Annotated in this window: 14 protein-coding genes; 10 read left to right on the forward strand and 4 right to left on the reverse strand. The window is 37.8% G+C overall.

What is annotated here, in order from left to right:
• Positions 1-21: 21 nt before the first annotated feature.
• On the reverse strand, positions 22-609 hold the full coding sequence (locus C4F49_RS13770) for an RNA polymerase sigma factor (RefSeq protein WP_196936424.1): 588 nt from the start codon (positions 607-609) through the stop codon (positions 22-24).
• Between the two features lie 135 nt (positions 610-744).
• Here C4F49_RS13770 and C4F49_RS13775 point away from each other — a divergent pair, with 135 nt between their 5' ends.
• The 6 genes from C4F49_RS13775 (at position 745) to C4F49_RS13800 (ending at position 9948) form a co-directional block, all read left to right on the forward strand.
• Positions 745-1926 (forward strand): FecR family protein, encoded by a 1182-nt coding sequence (locus C4F49_RS13775; RefSeq protein ID WP_196936425.1) that lies wholly within the window; start codon positions 745-747, stop codon positions 1924-1926.
• A gap of 155 nt (positions 1927-2081) precedes the next feature.
• Positions 2082-5720, forward strand: coding sequence for a SusC/RagA family TonB-linked outer membrane protein (locus C4F49_RS13780; protein WP_196936426.1), 3639 nt, complete (start codon positions 2082-2084; stop codon positions 5718-5720).
• Between the two features lie 11 nt (positions 5721-5731).
• The gene (locus C4F49_RS13785) at positions 5732-7189 is read left to right on the forward strand and encodes a RagB/SusD family nutrient uptake outer membrane protein (protein ID WP_196936427.1); all 1458 of its coding nucleotides are present in this window, start codon (positions 5732-5734) and stop codon (positions 7187-7189) included.
• 7 nt (positions 7190-7196) lie between these two features.
• Complete coding sequence (locus C4F49_RS13790; RefSeq protein WP_196936428.1) at positions 7197-8066, forward strand: substrate import-associated zinc metallohydrolase lipoprotein; 870 nt, start codon at positions 7197-7199, stop codon at positions 8064-8066.
• Between the two features lie 17 nt (positions 8067-8083).
• Positions 8084-9082: a DUF4302 domain-containing protein gene (locus C4F49_RS13795; protein ID WP_196936429.1), complete on the forward strand. Its 999-nt coding sequence runs from the start codon at positions 8084-8086 to the stop codon at positions 9080-9082.
• Positions 9083-9138: 56 nt separating this feature from the next.
• The gene (locus tag C4F49_RS13800) at positions 9139-9948 is read left to right on the forward strand and encodes a hypothetical protein (protein ID WP_196936430.1); all 810 of its coding nucleotides are present in this window, start codon (positions 9139-9141) and stop codon (positions 9946-9948) included.
• A 287-nt stretch (positions 9949-10235) separates the two neighbouring features.
• Here the strand turns inward: C4F49_RS13800 and C4F49_RS13805 are convergent, their stop codons facing one another.
• Positions 10236-11189 carry an acetyl-CoA carboxylase carboxyltransferase subunit alpha gene (locus C4F49_RS13805; RefSeq protein WP_196936431.1) on the reverse strand — a complete coding sequence of 318 codons (954 nt, stop codon included), beginning with the start codon at positions 11187-11189 and terminating at the stop codon, positions 10236-10238.
• A 74-nt stretch (positions 11190-11263) separates the two neighbouring features.
• Entirely contained in the window at positions 11264-12808 is a 1545-nt protein-coding gene (locus tag C4F49_RS13810; protein ID WP_196936432.1) for a serine hydrolase, read from the reverse strand.
• 102 nt (positions 12809-12910) lie between these two features.
• Between C4F49_RS13810 and C4F49_RS13815 the strand changes: the two genes are divergently transcribed.
• The 3 genes from C4F49_RS13815 (at position 12911) to C4F49_RS13825 (ending at position 17016) form a co-directional block, all read left to right on the forward strand.
• The gene (locus C4F49_RS13815) at positions 12911-13801 is read left to right on the forward strand and encodes a mechanosensitive ion channel family protein (RefSeq protein ID WP_196936433.1); all 891 of its coding nucleotides are present in this window, start codon (positions 12911-12913) and stop codon (positions 13799-13801) included.
• Positions 13802-14057: 256 nt separating this feature from the next.
• On the forward strand, positions 14058-15536 hold the full coding sequence (locus tag C4F49_RS13820) for a glycoside hydrolase family 76 protein (RefSeq protein ID WP_196936434.1): 1479 nt from the start codon (positions 14058-14060) through the stop codon (positions 15534-15536).
• Between the two features lie 277 nt (positions 15537-15813).
• Positions 15814-17016: an MFS transporter gene (locus C4F49_RS13825; RefSeq protein ID WP_196936435.1), complete on the forward strand. Its 1203-nt coding sequence runs from the start codon at positions 15814-15816 to the stop codon at positions 17014-17016.
• 46 nt (positions 17017-17062) lie between these two features.
• Here the strand turns inward: C4F49_RS13825 and C4F49_RS13830 are convergent, their stop codons facing one another.
• Positions 17063-17800 (reverse strand): 3-keto-disaccharide hydrolase, encoded by a 738-nt coding sequence (locus C4F49_RS13830; RefSeq protein WP_196936436.1) that lies wholly within the window; start codon positions 17798-17800, stop codon positions 17063-17065.
• A 56-nt stretch (positions 17801-17856) separates the two neighbouring features.
• Between C4F49_RS13830 and folB the strand changes: the two genes are divergently transcribed.
• Positions 17857-18222: a dihydroneopterin aldolase gene (gene folB, locus C4F49_RS13835; RefSeq protein WP_196936437.1), complete on the forward strand. Its 366-nt coding sequence runs from the start codon at positions 17857-17859 to the stop codon at positions 18220-18222.
• Positions 18223-18259: the final 37 nt, after the last annotated feature.

Genomic DNA, 18259 nt, shown 5'->3' on the forward strand with positions numbered 1-18259 from the left:
GATGTTTTTTTTTAATTTCTTTTACAGGAAATAAAACAGAAAGAATAATGTTCTTATTTCACGCTGATGTTCGTGGATGAATTTTCGTAGAAATTTCATCGATAGCACCAATTGATTGCTAATTGTCGATGTAGAAATCGACAACTGCTCGCTTATTTCCTGATAACTTTTTCCCTCCAGCTTAAAAAGCGTGAAGATTAATTTGCGTTGGGGAGGGAGCAAGTTTATTGCCTCTTCAACCATAATCCACTCTTCTTTTTTTAGATAAGTTTCTTCTACAGAAGCAGTTTCCCTAATTTCTGTTTGTGACAAGGTATCGCACAGCAATTGTGTTCGGATGTTTTTTCTTAGAAGATCGATTGCCATCGAATTTGCTATTTTTAGCAGATAACTGTACAAGTTTTTCTCGAAATCAATTTCTTCTTTTTTTGCCCAGATTTTAAGAAATACATTGTGCAAGATTTCATCGACTTCGATTGGATCTTTTAATAAATATAATAAACTTTTGTAAAGTGATTTTGAATACATGTTATAGATATATTCAAAGGCCTTTACATCTCCTTTTTTAAAATCTATAAGAATAGATTTCTCAATATTTTTAAAATGCATTGAAAGTTTCGGTTAACTATTCTGTGAATTTAGGGTATTTTATTTATTTAAACGAAATTTTTTTTGTTTTCGAATAGTGAGTTTTGAATTGACGTTCGTATTATTATTAAAGGGCGAAGAAAAATTGATAAAAAAATGGAAATAAAAAGGTTTCAGTATTTACTGACCAGATATTTTGAAAATTCTTTAGGTCAAACAGAGAAACAAGAATTATTGTATGGCATTTCTCATTTTTCAAATGAAGAATTTGTCGACATTTTATCAGAAATGGATTTTCCAACTGATTTTGATGCAACAATTTCCGAGGAGGAAGTTTCAAGAAAGTTGACTACAATTTTTGAAAATTTATTGCTCGATGAGCGGCTGAATGATGTGCCAAAAATTAAAAAAGAAAAGAAATCTGCTAATGGACTATATTTCTGGACAGGAATCGCAGCAGCGTTTCTAGTTTTATTTGGAGCATCTATATATTTATTGACTATAAACAACCAAGAACAAGTCCAAGCTAACTATATAGTACAAGATATTGAACCCGCTCAATCCATGGCGATGATTGTGTTAGAAAATGGTGATAAAATTACGGTTGACTCAACAGTCACTGGATTGGTCTATGATAAAGGTGGGTTGCAAGTCTATATAAATGAGGAAGGAGAGGTATTATATAAGGACCTGAACGAAGATGAACAAGTACAATATCTTACTGTAAATACGCCAAAAGGTGGACATACAAAATTGAAGCTTAGCGATGGAAGTGTGATTGAGCTTAATGCAGCTTCTTCAATCCGATATCCAGTTAATTTCGAATCAGAAAAAAGAGAAGTCTTTGTAGAAGGACAAGCATATTTCAAAGTAAGCCCAGATAAGGATCGACCATTTATTGTTCATTCAAAAAAACAAGATATTCAGGTTTTGGGAACCTCATTTAATTTAGTTTCTACAGATGAATATGCAAAGACTACATTGATCGAAGGAAGTGTTGAAATTCACTCTGGAGGAAATAAATATTTGCTAAAACCGGGTCAACAATCTGTCGTTGCAGAAAATGTCAATATCAAATACTTAAAACCTGAAATCATGAAGGTTTGGAATAATGAGAAGTTTGTATTTGACAACAGTTCATTTAAAGAAATATTAAGAGAAGTTGAAAATTGGTACGATGTCAAGATGGTATTTTACGAACAGGATTTTGATAACATCGAATTGTCAGGAACTGTTTCTAGGGGAGTAAGATTATCTGAATTATTAAAAGTTTTAGAAATCAATACGAATTATACATTCGAAATCGAGGGAAGGAGGGTACTTGTAAAACGATACTAAATTCATAATAAACAAAAAAACTAGAGGTGTTGACGCACCCCTAGCAGATGGTTTTAAAATCTGTGAACGAATTACAAAATTTTTTATTAACCAGTACAAATATAAGTATAGTTTCTGATGTATGAACTTCTTATGTAAGTGCTTAATTAACAATTATGAAAAACGAAGAAGTTATAGTTTCTTCCTATGGAAATATGCGTAGGTTGTGGGCTGAGCTTAAAATAAGTTATACCACCATTTTAGCAATGAAATTAACCGCGATAATCGTCTTTTTATTTTGCATACAAGCTTCCGCAAATATTTTCGGGCAGCAAGTAACGCTTAATTTAAAAAAGCAAAAATTGGAAGTAGCTTTAGGTGAGATTGAGAAGCAGACGGGCTATAGTTTTTTGATCAATTCAAGTCATTTCAAAAATTCTAACCTAGTCACTATCTCTGCAAATAAAGCGAATCTTAAAAATGTGCTGGATGAAATTTTTCTCCTACAGCCGTTTAAGTACATTATTTCTGATAAAATAATTACGATAAATCCTGAGTCTATCCGAACTGTCGAAAGCCAGCAAGTTAGAGCTTCAGGTAGAGTTGTGGATGCTGCAGGTAAACCTTTAGCTGGGGTAACTGTTGCCGAAGTGAATTCAGCAAATAAAACAACCACGGACGATGATGGACGTTTTAGTCTGACAGTGAGCAAATCGGATGCTTCATTGAGATTTACAGCTGTTGGATTTAGATCAGTTACTTTAGCTGCGTCAGTTAATATGTCAGTAGCTATTGCAAGCGAAGATGAAAATATTGATGAGGTCGTTATTACTGGTTTTCAGAAAATCAATAAAGAGAAATTCACGGGTTCCGTCAGTGTTGTAGACAAAAAGAATATTGACCGGTCAGGTTCAATGGACGTTTCTAGAATGTTGCAAGGAGCGGCGGCGGGTGTTTCAGTTCAAAATACTTCGGGAACTTTTGGTGCTACACCAAAAATCCGTATCAGGGGTAATTCATCCATCAGTGCGAATCAAGAGCCTTTGTATGTAATCAATGGAGTTCCTATTACTTCTCCAGCAAACGTATCGGTTTCTCAATTATATAGTGGTGACCCTGCTTCAGTTTTAGGTTCTGCAATTGCTGGACTAAATGCACAGGATATCGAAGATATCATGATACTGAAGGATGGTGCTGCGACAGCATTGTACGGAACACGCGCGGCGAATGGCGTTATTTTAATCACGACGAAAAAGGGTACTTATAACTCAAAAAATATTAGTATAAGTTCAGCATTATCAGTTGGTGTAAAACCTAGCATTGGTCAGTTCAACTTAATGAATTCCAATCAGGAAATGCAGCTCTACAAAGAGATGTACGATAGAGGTTATCTATCCAATGCTAACTGGCCGAACTTTACAGGAGCATTTACAGAAACTTATCGCCAATTAGCGATGAGGAATATCAACATAGACCAAGCTTATGAAGAGTTGAATAGATCTGCTAATGCAAACACAAACTGGTTCAATGAATTGTTTCGCAACAATTTAATCCAAGAACACAGTTTGTCATTTTCGGGTGGTGGTGATAAGCATACTTATTATGTTTCAGGAAGTCTTGCAGATGACAATGGTCAGGCAGTCGGTTTTGGAACTACGCGCTATACAACAGATTTAAGAACAGTGTTTAATATCACTCCGAAATTTGATTTAGATGTTAACTTAAACTGGAATATGCGGAATCAACAAACGCCGGGAACAAATGAATCTGGTGATTTGTCTTCAAGTAATTACTTCGAGATTACACGTTCATTTGAAATCAATCCATTCTTGTATGCGATGAATACAAGTAGAGCGATGTACCCTTACAATTCAGATGGTTCATATCGTTACTACACAGAAAATCTTGCACCATTTAACATCATTGAGGAATTGAAAGAAAACTTTAATGATATCCAAACGCAAGAAGTTCGCTTGATCGTTAGACCAACGTATAGAATTACAAAGAATTTAAGATTCGACGGTACATATGCAATACGTAAAAACAATAGTAAGGTTAGCCACACAGTTACTGAGCGTTCTAACATGGCTAATGCATACCGTGTAGATTACAATGATGTATTGAGAAATCAAAATCCATTATTGTACCAAGATCCAAATGAGCCTTTCGGTTATAGAGAAACAATATTGCCAGAAGGTGGTTTCAGGTATTTATGGAATACATGGCAGTCATTCTGGAGTGTTCGTAACCAGTTGGTTTACAATCAGCAAGTGGGTCAGCATAAATTTGATTTCTTAGTAGGTGTTGAAATGGAAAAAACCTACGTTGATAGAGATTATTCTAAAGCGTATGGTTACATGTATTATGGAGGTAAAATCGCTTCTCCATCTCGGTTAGGAATGATCTATGCTGTTAACCGAGACGACCGTACGTACATAGAGAACTTTCAGGATAGAAGAAGTCTTGGATACTACGCAAATTTGCAATACTCATTTAAAGACCGTTACAACTTTGACATCAGCGGACGTCAAGATGGAAGTAACATGTTTGGTAGAATGCAACGTTCAAAATTCCTTCCTAACTATGGGCTAGGCTTTGCATGGAATGTTGAAAAAGAGGAATTCTTCGAAGATTTAAATGCTAATGGAGTTGTCGATTATTTAAAATTTAGAGTGAGTCATGCATTACGGGGTAATAGTTTTGAAACTTCGCCGATGCTGAATGCTAATATTATTAACCTACCGCGTTTGGATGCATCTAATAATGGTAAAGGAATCAATGTGTTAGCTCCTGAATTACATAACTTGGCTTGGGAAAAGGATTACACAACCAATTTTGCATTTGACTTGTCTTTGTATAACCGGTTGACCTTAACAGCAGAATATTACACGCGTAAGAACAAAGATTTAGTTGTTCCATTTAATGTTGCTCAAGAAGATGGTTTTCCTACAAAGAGAATCAACTTTGGAACTATGAGCAATAAAGGGGTGGATGTGACTTTGGGTTACCGAAATGTGTTGAATAAGCAAGAGTTTATTTGGGATGTGAATTTGATCTACGGATATGTTAAGAATGAATTAATCGATGGTGAATTGCAATCTGCTTTATTAAGTCAAATTACGAATCCAAACGGATACCCAATTGCAGGTTATCCATTAGAGGCTCTTTTCGGGTTTAATTATTCTAGGCTAAATTCGGAAGGTCGTCCGTTGTTCAGCGGAGCTGATGGCGAAGTGAATGGAATTGTTGCAGCTTCAAGAGATCGCTCGTTGATCACCTACTTAGGCAGCCGCCAACCACTTGGAACAGGTTCAGTTGCCAGTTCATTTCAATATAAGGGAGTTGAGCTAAGAATGTTTTTAACGTACTCTTACGGACATAAAGTATTTACAAGTCCTGTCGCTTCTCGTACCTATGATGACTCAGGTTCTAAATCAGGTGATTTAAATTACAGATGGCAAGCCGTTGGTGATGAGAATTACACGAATATCCCAGGCTTATTAAGTACCATTCAGCGATCTTACTTAGGTACTGTTAGCAACATAGATGAAACAGCCTACAACCGCAGTGATTTTCGTGCTGCCGATGCAAGTAATTTGCGCATTAGCGAAATATTGTTAGCCTATGATTTAAATAGATTGTTGAAAACCGAAAACAGTTACGTCAAAAATGCGCGATTAATGCTTTCGGCAAATAACATTTATTACTGGGCTAGCGGTCGATTAAGGGGAGTTGATCCGGATTTATATTTAACAGGTGGTACTTCATTACCTAACCCACGATCATTTTCAATGCGTTTAACAGTTGGATTTTAGGAGGAATTTTAATGAAAAATATAGTAATAATAATATCGACAGTTTTTCTTTTGGGACTTTTTGGCTCATGTAAGAAATTTTTGGAAGCTCCTTATGACAATAGAGTTGAGCTTAATGATTTGGATGACGTAGATCTTCTTTTAATCAATGCATATCCAATGCGTGCTGATTTATTTACTGAAATACTAACGGATAATTTCCATCACTACGCAAGTACAATGCAAGCGAGCAATGCAGCAACTTATTTGCCTATTTACCGATGGGAAGATGAATATTCAGATGCGATTGCCACAGCAACTCCAACGCACGCTTATGCGCAATATTATAAGAAAATATATGAGGCAAATTTAGCAATTGAATCTCTTGAAACTGCTTCGGGTGACCCCTCGCAAAAAAGCGCCTTGTTGGGTGAGGCTTTGGTTTTGCGCGCTTATAACTACTTCACTTTAGTGAATCTGTTTTCAATGCATTACAATGAAACCACGAATTCAACAAACTTGGGTGTACCACTTATTTTAGAAGTTCCGAAGGATAATCGTGAATTATATAATCGCGCTACCGTTCAGGAGGTTTATGATCAAATTGATAAAGACTTAGCGGATGGAATAGCTTTGATGCAAGAAGGAATCTCTTTTGTTCCGAGAACACCATACCGTTTCAACTTAACTAGCGTGTATGCTTTTTTAAGCAGGGTCAACCTGTATAAAGGGAAATGGGATGAAGCCGCTAGGTATGCAGATTTAGTCATTGCCGAAAAAGGTGTTGTCGTTCGCAAAATGAGCGAAGATGTCGCTAGAAAGACTACAACAAGTGAGCAATATTGGGCGCAAGAAATTATGAACCCTTCGATTCATGCGAATTTATTGTTGGTGAATCAAGTGACCTCAACGTTTTTATGTCGTCCATTCGGATATCGTCTTGGCGGTTTTTATATCGCACATAATTTATTTTATAGCACGCCTACGTCAGATTATCGAAGAGACCATTTCAGTTCAGGTGGAACCGTAATCGATAGTGTGGCTTTGGTTGTCAAATATGGTAATCAGCCTAACAATCCAAATGCAGCTCAAGTAAGATACGATTGTTTTACAATGGAAGAAGTTTTGTTTAACAGAGCAGAATCTAATCTTCGCAAAGCGAGTCCAGATATTGCAAAAGCGATGGCCGATGTTGAGGCGGTTCGTAAAGAACGTTTTAGCGCTACAAATTATAGAGCTTTACCTACTCCAGCTAATGTTGAAGATGCCCTTGCAGCTATTTTAGCTGAAAGAAAATTAGAATTTCTTGGCCAAGGTTTGAGGTGGTACGATATCAAGCGTTTAGGAATTCAAGTGGAACATCGCATGGTTAGAACAGATCCAAAAACTGCAATTATCTTACTGCCTAACGATAAACGTACAGCGATTCAGATTCCGATTCAAGCTGTAGTTGGAAATCCATTATTAGAAAATCAATTAAATCCTAGATAAAGAAAATATGAAAAATTATTTGTATTTATTGGTTGTGTTATTCATTCTTACGGGTTGTAAGAAAGATAATAACCCTTTGGGCGATGTCGATGAAACCGTCGATTATTTTTCAAAAAAGCAAATTAAGCCAAAGTCTCAATGGAATGAACTGGATTATCTTTGTGATTCTATCCAGAAGGCTTATGGCGTTGAGATTATTTATGAATATACGCCACGGATTATTAGCGGGTCGACATTCTTCATGCCGCCGCAATATGATTTGGCTTTGCCTTACACGAAGGTTGTATTGAATAAGCTTTGGCTAAAACCTTTGAAAGAAAGCTTTCCAGATTTCTTTAATAAGGAAACGCCTATCGAATTTATTCTTGCCGGTGGATTCGTTCACTTCAATGATCCTACAACTACAGCAACTGCTGCCGGTGCCGGTATGAATGCTCAATATTACCGACTAGGAATGGGAGGCGTGAATAGGTTTTCAACCTCTAAATCTTGGCTTTGGGACCATATTGTAACGCTGTATCATGAGCATGCGCATCAGATTGATCATAAGTACGGCAGGGGCTATCTCTTCGATCGTGTATCACAAGGTAAATATTATGGTATTCCAGGATATGCGTCTGTTGGGCAAGCGCAGGCTCGCCGCGACGGATTCTGGACCGGTTACGGAGGCTATGCTCCTGAGGAAGATTTTGCAACGACGGTAGAATGGATGCTTAGGTTAACAGAAGCGCAACATGCGGAACAAAGAAGAATCAGTGCAAGCGTTCCATTGGAAACCAAGTACAAAATGGTTCATCAGATGTATTCGGATATGGGCGTAGATTTGCATAAACTGAATGTCATGCTGGATTCGGTTGTTTACAAAGTGGATTATTAAACACATAAATATTTTTTATGAAAAATATAATGAAATTTTTTGGCCTATGCCTTTTTAGTCTGGCATTGGTCGCGTGTGAAAAGGATAACATCACAAACGCTTATTTTGAAGAGAATCCTGAGCGATTAAATGAAGTGGCAAGTGATTTAAGAAAAGCTTTAGCTTCATCTGAGGACGGTTGGGTGATGATGGTAAAAAGCAATTTGAATGCTGAAGTTTATACACCAATTGTACTTAAGTTTGATACAATAACCAATCGGGTCCACGTCACTACGGTTTATGGCGTTACCAATAATACTGAGGATTACTTTAGGATATCAAATGGAACAGGGTCTCCTCAATTGATTTTTACTACAGGATCGATCATGTCGACATTGTATAGAGTCGGAATACAGGCATCAGACATCACGGATCATATCTATAATTTGGTTAGCGTATCTGCAGACACGATAGCCATTCGTGGATATCGCAGTGGACGGGTTTATACGCCAGAAGGCGGGGTAATTTACAAGATGTTCAAAAGACCTGCTGAGTGGACTTGGGCCGAGAACCCAGTAAAATTTGACTGGACAAATCCTGCCTTCACAAACAATGTGAATAGCGTAATCGGTGAGATGAAGTTCGAGTACAAAGATCCTAGTGCTAATGCGACATTTGGCTGGAGATTCTGGAGTTGGTCAGATCCGACAGTGTATAGGATTCGCGATCCATTTGCGATAGGTTATAATATTGGAACAGGAGGGTTCAAACCTATGAACTATTTTATTATTACTGGCGGTGTAACGAATGATGTTAATACCACTGTGTCTATGGGGCACAACGCTATTTCGATCTATCCTATACCGTACAACACTGGGACTAACCAATCTGTTATTGCTCTAGGTACGAAAATTAAAACACATTATTTGATATTAAAGAATGAGGTTCGGACTAACGATAATGTGAAGATGGAGTTTGAGGCTTATGACCAGAAAGGAAATGTTATTGTTAAAGCATTTTACGATAATCTAAGATAATTAGTTTGTATTTAGATAAGGCATGAGACAATCACATCTCATGCCTTTTTATGTTTATGAGAAAAATCATTTTATACCTGTTGCCTTTTTTATTCTGCTTGTCTTGTGTGGATAAGAAAGAATCTGTTCAGCCGATATCGCTATCAATAAAGAACATATATATGGATTCTGTAGGAATTCGTGTAATTCATTACATGGATGGGAAAGAGCTGTTCGATACGATCATTGCATCGAAAGATACCTTCATGATGGGAAATTTGAAAGAAGATATGTATTTACTGGCGATTTATTGGCCAAGGACATTTGTGCCTCATCAGATTTATAAAGATAGATCCTTTAACAAGGAAGTGGGAGAGTATTATAACCTAACCAAAGCATTTTATGTAGAACCTAAGTCTTCTTTGGTTTATGAATTTTATACTGATTCTCTTTACACAGGAGAAGAAATTGAATTAAATAACATTACAAAAGTGAATGTAAATGTTTCTCAATGTCAGACTTGTGCAGTTGCGGATGAATTTTGGGATAATTACACGAAGTTTTTTGATAGGAAAGAAGTTTTGGTTGATGAGCTGAACCTTTCATTTTACAGGTCCATTGAAAATAAAAATAAGGAATTGAGTAGAACTAATTTTATTAAAGCTGATTCTGTGAAAAAATCGCTCCTGACAGATTCTTTGTATAAAATCGATTTTGATAATCTCGTTCAGTTGCATCCGGAAAGTAAAGCAAGTACTTTTTTTGTGTTCTATCAGTTGTATTTGGAGCGTGATTTTGAAAAGTATAGAAATAGTTTTGACATCCTTAAAGGACAAGCTTTAGAATCTAAATATTATCAGATGATTAAGAAACAATACGATAATTAAGATGTCGATTTCGGTTTCTGATAGAGAAGAGAATAGTATTAAATTTTACGATATAGACGATATTTCGATGGTTGTCTCAGTAAATAATCCAGTTGCTAATCATTGATTCCGTCATTCAGGGTTCAGCTTTTTTTTACCGTATTTACAGCTGAGCTATGAATAGCAAAAAAAGTGTTCGATAATGTAAGAGTAATGATGTTTTGATAAATTAAATTTCTACTCAAACTGTATCATAAAAAAGCCATTCGGTTAAGAATGGCTTTTTTAAATATGTTATGAGTTAGCGCTTATTCAACTACTACACCCATCTTACTGAATTTCATAATACGTTCAGCGACTAATGTTTCTGCATCTTTTGCTTTCAGTTGTGTCAAATCTGTCAATATTCTAGATTTCACATTTTCTGCAGCAACTAATGGATTTTGATGAGCACCGCCAAGAGGTTCTTCGATGATGCCATCAATCAAGCCATTGCCTAGCATATCTTCTGCTCTCAATTTTAACGCTTCCGCCGCTTTCTCTTTGTAGTCCCAAGTTCTCCATAAAATAGACGAACAAGATTCTGGAGAAATCACCGAGTACCATGTATTATCCATCATGTAAACACGATCTCCGATACCGATACCTAAAGCCCCGCCAGATGCACCTTCGCCGATGACGATACAGATAATAGGCACTTTAAGAATAGACATTTCCAACAAGTTGCGTGCAATGGCTTCTCCTTGTCCTCTTTCTTCAGCCTCTAAACCTGGATACGCACCCATGGTATCGATTAAAGTAACGACAGGCTTATTGAATTTCTCTGCCATTTTCATTAAGCGCAACGCTTTGCGGTAACCTTCTGGATTTGCCATCCCGAAATTACGGTATTGGCGTTCTTTTGTGTTTTTGCCTTTTTGATGGCCAATAACCATCACCGATTCTCCACCGATTGTCGCAAAACCGCCTACGATGGCTTTGTCGTCTCTGACTGTGCGATCACCATGCAATTCGACGAAGTCGTCACAGATCATTTCAATATAATCAAATGTTTGAGGACGTTCCGGATGTCTTGACATCTGGACTTTTTGCCATCCAGTCAAGTTGTGGTACACTTCTAGTTTGGTTTGCGCTAATTTCTCCTCCAACTCCTTTACGGTAGCGCTCATATCTACTTTTGTTTTTTCTGAAACCTGTTGAACTTTCTCGATCTGTGTTTGCAGATCGGCAATAGGTTTCTCAAAGTCAAATGTTGTTTCCATATATCTATTTCTAGCACAATTAGCTTGCTAAGTTAACGTATTTTTGGTTATTTTAAAATATAGAATGCATATTCCTATTGTAATTTGCTGAAGCTAAGGTCTTGAAAATCGTAACTGAAATCTGTTAAAGGAGATATCGGCAACATCGTAAAGCCTTGTATTTTATTTTGATCAACGATCAAATGGACGAAAGCATCTGCATGAAAATAGCGGTTATTCCAGCGGACGACATAGCTGTTGTTTTTGTAGTATAGCAGTTCTCCGGTCAATTGCGGAGAACGTTTTGAAGCGAACACCAGTGAATTTCCTTTTTTCGAAATCAGCACATCGCCAAACCAATTGTCCTTATATGTTCCAATGAGCTGTTCTTGAAGATGCGGACTATTTTTTTGTTTTTTATGAAGCTCAACGGTTTTCCATACAGCGTTGGTGATGCTATCGGCGCTTTCTACTTTATTGTTTAAGTTTTTAGTATAAAAATCCAACCAGTTTTGGTTTGGAATGCCAAGGTAGCTGTCCTTTATCGTATTGGTGATGGTCAAAAATGCTTCTCCTTGCTGTTGGTTTGTTAAGACAATAATTCCCAGATTAAGCTGGGGAAGCATGGTAATCTGCGTGACGATTCCTTCTAGACCGCCGGTATGCGAAACTTCCAGTTTGCCAGCTACATCCACCAATCTGAATCCCAAACCATAATTGGCAAATAAGGAATTGTATGGAGGCCGGGTGGCAATTGGCATAATGGTCTGCGGAGTTTTCAGCGCTTTAGCTTGTTTCTCAGAGATAATGACTTTATCATCGACCTTTCCGTTGTTTAACTGAAGATTAACCCATTTCGTCAGGTCATTGACATTGGAATAAATGCCTCCAGCAGCATCCAAGATGGTATTGCTGTATTTATTGATTACTTCTAATTTCCCGTCAATCGGTACATGCGCATCAATCACTTCGAGTTCAGGATCTAGCAAAGATAGGGTGGGAGCCGAATTTGTCATCTTCAATGGAGTCAGTATCCGTTCTTGAATAAAGGTCGTCCATGATTTGCCTGAGACCCTCTCGATCACTTCACCAGCGACGATATACAGCAAATTGTCGTAATCATACTTCGTGCGAAATTCAGAGACAGGCTTTAAGTATTGGAGGTTATGAATAATGTCTTTTGGGGTAAAATCATGTCCGTCAGGCCAAACCATTAAATCCCCAGCGCCCAAACCTAATCCGCTGCGATGGGTCAACAAATCGCGGATCGTAAAATGAGCAGAAACATACGGATCGTACAGCTTGAATTCAGGAATGTATTTCTGTACAAAATCATCCCAGTTCAGTTTGCCTTCATCGACCAAAATTCCCAATGCTGTTGTTGTAAACGCTTTTGAATTGGATGCAATTCCAAAATTCGTATTTGCTGTCACTGGCTCTTTGCTATTGATGCTGCGCACACCATATCCTTTAGCCAAAATTATTTCTCCATCTTTGACGATGCCGAGGGCAATGCCGGGCACATTAAAAGTTTTCAGAACCTGATTGACCAAGGAGTCGATCTGTTGCTCCTTCAACGCTTGCGCTTGCGAGAAAAAAGAGAGTAGGACAAGAGCGAATACACTATACAAACGTTTCATACAATTCGATTATTTGTATTAAATGTACAATTTTCAAAGAATAAATAGGCGTTTTTTGGTTTCAATGCGAAAAAATAATACTTTAGCTTGTTATAGTAAATCATGGAAGAAAATATAAAGAAGAGAAAATTTCCTATTGCCTTTATTTCAAAGCTCATAGCTGTTGGATTGATTATCTGGTCTTACTTCCTAATGCCGGAGTTTTACGACGAAAAAAATACCGAATATCCCAAAATGTTGCGGATGGTCAGCGGATTATTGAGCTTTTTAATTCCAAGTATTTTCTTGTCCATTATCCGCTTTATTATCATCACTGTTTACAACGCAAGAAATGCGAATAGGGTAGTTCGAGGAAATTTCGTTTTAGGAATTAACCGTTTGACGGTTGTGCTGAATACCGTGCTCGCGGTCATTTCCTTTATGATTGCATTCGGAATCAATCCGAAAGAATTTATTACCAGCATGACCATCGTTGCCATGGCGATTGCGGTGATCTTTAGGGAATACATTACCAATATGATCAGTGGATTGATCATTATGTTTTCAGACGATCTATCTGTCGGCGATCGCATACGAGTTGGGACTTATCAGGGTAGGATTGTTGATATTACCTTTTCTAATATTTTATTGCAGGATGAAGAAGACGATATCGTCATGATCCCGAATAACATGGTGTTTACATCAACTTTTGTTAACCTTTCTGCACATCGCTCTAGTTTGTTCAGCGTGAAATTTGAATTGCCTGTTTCTACAGCAAGTACAATAGATTTGCTGGAGACAGAAATAAAATCATTGTTGCTCAACCATCCCAATTTAGCGCAGGATGAAGAAGTACAATTGAAAGTCATGGAAATCGGCAAAGATTATATACGTTACAAAATAGATCTTCATGCGGTAAGCAATAGCAGTAAATTGCATAAGCAATTGGAGAACGAAATCTTAAAACATGTGTTGAAGTATGAAGGTGAATTATTAAAGCCTTCGGAACTGTAAGCTGATTTTTTGAGAGAATCTTATTTTCTATTTGCTGTTGAGCGAAATTTATGGATGTTCCATGATGAAAAGTAACAATCCAGATTCAAATCCCCTTTTTTATCTAAAATAACAGCGTACAATTTGTAATATGGTTTAAAGTCCATATTTTAACCTCAAATTTAATTAATCTGAACATTTACAGGCTTCCAAATTTGTGTCCAACACAAATTTATAACTTGTAGAATCAGTCCAAAAACCAACAAATCGATTATACATGTCCTTAAAGAACATAGTTACCTGTATCGCTAGCGCAAGTGTTTTGAGTGGCAGTTCATTGGCTTCGCCAATACACCCCATTTCAAAAAGTCCAATCCCTACTGAGATTTCCAGCTTTGATAGCCATCAAAAACAATCATTGGTTAATTTACAGCGTTCGATAGATCTAGTGGATCTTACGATAGCAAAATATTTTAATCCTGAAACGTTTGAAATGCGGAGATTCTACAATCCTTTCACCGAAGCAAAATCAGACGAACGTGCGTCCGTATGGATGTATTCTGCAGGAATAGAAGCGGTCAATGCGATTCTTTCGGGAATTAAGACGGCAAAGCAAGCTGGGGATGCGACCCTTTATGATCAACATTACGAGCGATATGTCAAGCTATTGGACAAATTATATGAGAATGCGGATTATTATTTAGGAACATTCGAATTGACTTCTTATACGCAGACCAAAACTTGGTCGGTTTATGCTGTTGATCGTGTTCGTGAAAAAGGAAAAGCAAATGTGTCTGGAATCTTAAACGTCTATGATGACCAAATGTGGCTGATTCGTGAACTGTTGGATTCCTATAAACTAACAGGTAAGTCTACCTATTTACAGAAAGCTGAATATCTGACTAGTTATGTGCTGGACGGCTGGGATGTCACAAGGGATGAGCAAGGAAATGAAAATGGGGGAATTCCTTGGGGACCAGGTTACACGACGAAACATGCCTGTAGCAATGGGCCGTTGATCAGTCCTTTAGTTTGGTTGCACGAGATTTACAAAGAAAAAAATGATCAGATCGAACACCGATATATCGATGAAAAAGATCAAAAAACGCGCCGTACGGAAAAGGTAAGCAAACAAGCCTATTACTTAAATTATGCCAAGGCAATATATGACTGGCAAAAGAAACATTTGCTAAATGCAAAGGGCGTTTACACCGATATGATGGGAGGCTGTGTGCCAAATTGTGATATTCGTTATGTAACCTTGGATGGAGAGAAATATCGGGCGAATACAAAGCTAACGCAAGCTGTAGGAGAATCATTTACTTACAATAGCGGAACTATGCTTTCGGGTGCTGCGGATTTATTTCGCGCCACAAAGCAAGCTTCTTATGTAACCGATGCTAAACTATTGACAGACAAGAGTTTTTTGCAATTTGCAACATTAGGTAAGGATTTGCCTCAGTATTATAGTTTTGGAACAGATGGTTTTAAAAATTGGTTTAACGGTATCCTTTTGAGAGGGTATCATGATGTGATTTCGATAGACAATAAAGCTGGAAACTATTTAGCTGCTTTCCAGAAAAATTTGGACTATGGATATGAACATTTCAATAAAGATGGATTTTTGCCAACGAACCTATTGGCTGGATGGCAAAAGGAAAAACAAGGGCAAGGCGTTGAGGGAATGTTTATGTTCACTTATGCTGCGCAATATGCCATTCTAGGAAAATATAGTTATGAAGTATCTTTAAAATAAACGATACGTAGTTTTTCGTAGAACAAGATTAAAATACATTTTCTAATAAGGATGGGACTGAAAACCCATCCTTATTTTTTTTTCAACCCTTTTTCTTAATGTATCTATCCTAGTGTAGCTTGTTGGATTACTATTGATCATCGAATCGAGAGGTATGGAATAGCCTTGATGAATAAGCGACTCGAGTTTTTAATTTTCCCTTCTAATTTTTGCTTGACTCGCTCGCGAATTAATTACATTTGCGAAGTCAGGTTTTGACTGAATTTCTAACTCGCTCATGCAACAATCTAAAACAAGTATTCCTGCGGTAAATCCACTTGCAATGCCCATCTTGCTGGCAATTAGTTCGGCACATTTTTTAAATGATGCTATCCAATCGCTGGTTTCTGCCGTTTACCCGATTCTGAAAGATTCCTTTGAATTAAGTTTCTTTAAGATCGGAGTGATCACGTTCGTGTTTCAGCTGGCATCATCAATATTTCAGCCGGTAGTTGGTTATTTTTCGGATAAACGCCCCATGCCTTACGGATTGGCGATCGGTATGCTGTTTTCATTTATGGGAATCGTGTTGCTGTCGCAAGCCTGGACTTTCGAATTGGTATTAGTTTCTGTGGCTTTGATCGGCACAGGTTCATCCATTTTTCATCCGGAAGCATCCAAAATTACCTTTCTAGCTTCAGGAGGTCGAAGAAGTTTCGCGCAATCTGTTTTTCAGGTTGGAGGAAATCTAGGAAGCGCCTTGGGTCCTCTGTTAGCTGCATTGATTATCGCTCCCTACGGGCAGGGAAATATCCTGTGGTTTGGCTTGATTGCTTTTGTCGCCGTTATAATTTTGTTTAAAATCGGAAATTGGTATAAGCCAAAAGCTTTACGGATTCGCGTATTGAAAAGGCAGAATGTTGTAGCAGCTTCGGAGAAGTCAGATTTGCCCAGAAGAACGGTTGTGTTCGGAATTATCATTTTGTTAACCTTGATTTTTTCAAAATTCGTGTACACGGCAGGAATTACGAGCTACTATACTTTTTATTTGATTGATAAATTTGACGTAACGGTTCAAGATTCTCAGATTTACTTATTCATCTATCTTTTTGCGGTAGCATCAGGAACATTGATTGGAGGTGCGTTAGGTGACCGCTTTGGGCGGAAGAAAATTATCTGGATGTCTATTTTGGGCGCGGTTCCATTTGCGTTAGCTTTGCCTCATCTGAATTTGATCTGGACGATAATTTTCAGCGGATGTATCGGCTTTATTATCTCCTCTGCGTTTCCGGCGATTATTGTCTATGCAACGGAACTTTTGCCAGGAAAAGTTGGAACGATATCAGGTCTGTTTTATGGATTTGCATTCGGGATTGCAGGCCTTGGCTCCGCATTACTGGGTCAAGTTGCCGATAACACAAGCATTGAGTATGTATTTCGCTTGTGTGCTTATTTGCCTTTGCTGGGTTTCGTGGCTTTGTTGCTGCCGAAAGCAAAGTAAAAAAAATGTAGAGAAACATCGCATGTTTCTCTACAGAAGATTTTCTTTATAAAGGTCTGATCCAAATATTTCTATAGTGAACCAAATCTCCATGGTCTTGAAGCTGAATAGGCCCTGTGCTCTGCGCTTTTAGTTTCGGAAGTCCGATATATTCTGTCGTTCCTTCAATTTGCGTATTGTTCTGCACTAAAACCCCATTGTGTAAAACCGTTACCGTTCCTTTACCGACTAATTGTTTGTCAGCATTAAAACGTGGCGCTTTGAAAATAATATCATAGCTGTGCCAGCCGTCTGAGCCTGAGCGAACTTCAACCAATGGAGGGCGTTGTTTGTATAAACTTCCCGCTTGGCCGTTCACGTAAGTTGGGTTATCGTTATTGTCCAGAACTTGAATTTCATACAGTCCTTGGATCAGCACACCGCTATTCCCGCGCCCTTGTCCTTCGCCCTTGATGACTTCTGGACTTTTCCATTCAATATGCAATTGGAAATCCTCGAAATTTTCTTTCGTCTGTATATCTCCAGATCCTGGCTTTACTGTGAAAATGCCATTCTCTACTGTCCATGGAGCAGCTTCGCCTTTTGTTTTTGTCGAAGTCCATTCGGCAAGATTCTTACCGTCGAACAAAACTTTTGCATCACTTGGCGCTACTTGGGATGCGGCTTGAACAACGCGAGGTTTTGGTTCATAAAACTCCGTGTCAGCAGGTTGAAATTTTGTCTGAGCCGATAAAGAAAAACAGCTGATAGCTGAAATGCTGAATAAGATTGATTTTATTTTCATGGTCTAAATTTACGTTATACAATTATAATGAATATTTTTATAGCATATTAAAGTTTATGGCTACAATTACCCAAACAGTTTCCTTAGTTGATGCACGTTTTTTCTCTCCGATCGGTTTTTATCCTGAAGAGCAAATTTTAGGAAATGAATTTTTCGTTACTGTTTCCGTCAGTTTTCCTTTTGTCAATGAAGAGACCGAGGAGCTTACGAACACCCTGAATTACGAGAAGTTGTATGAGGTCGTTTCAAAAGTCATGAGTCCTAAACGAAAATTGTTGGAATCTGCAGCAGAAGAAATTCTGAAGGCGATCATTTCGCTGCAACCTACATGCCAGCGGGCGCATGTAAAAATAAAAAAATCAAATCCGCCTTTTGGTGGAGATCTGAGCTCTTCCCAAGTGGAGCTCCATTATGAAAATTGATGCCTTTTTTGCATTCAACATGATTTTAGTCAAGACA

This window comes from Sphingobacterium hungaricum (assembly GCF_015210005.1).
In the GTDB taxonomy this organism is placed as follows: Bacteria; Bacteroidota; Bacteroidia; order Sphingobacteriales; family Sphingobacteriaceae; genus Sphingobacterium; species Sphingobacterium hungaricum.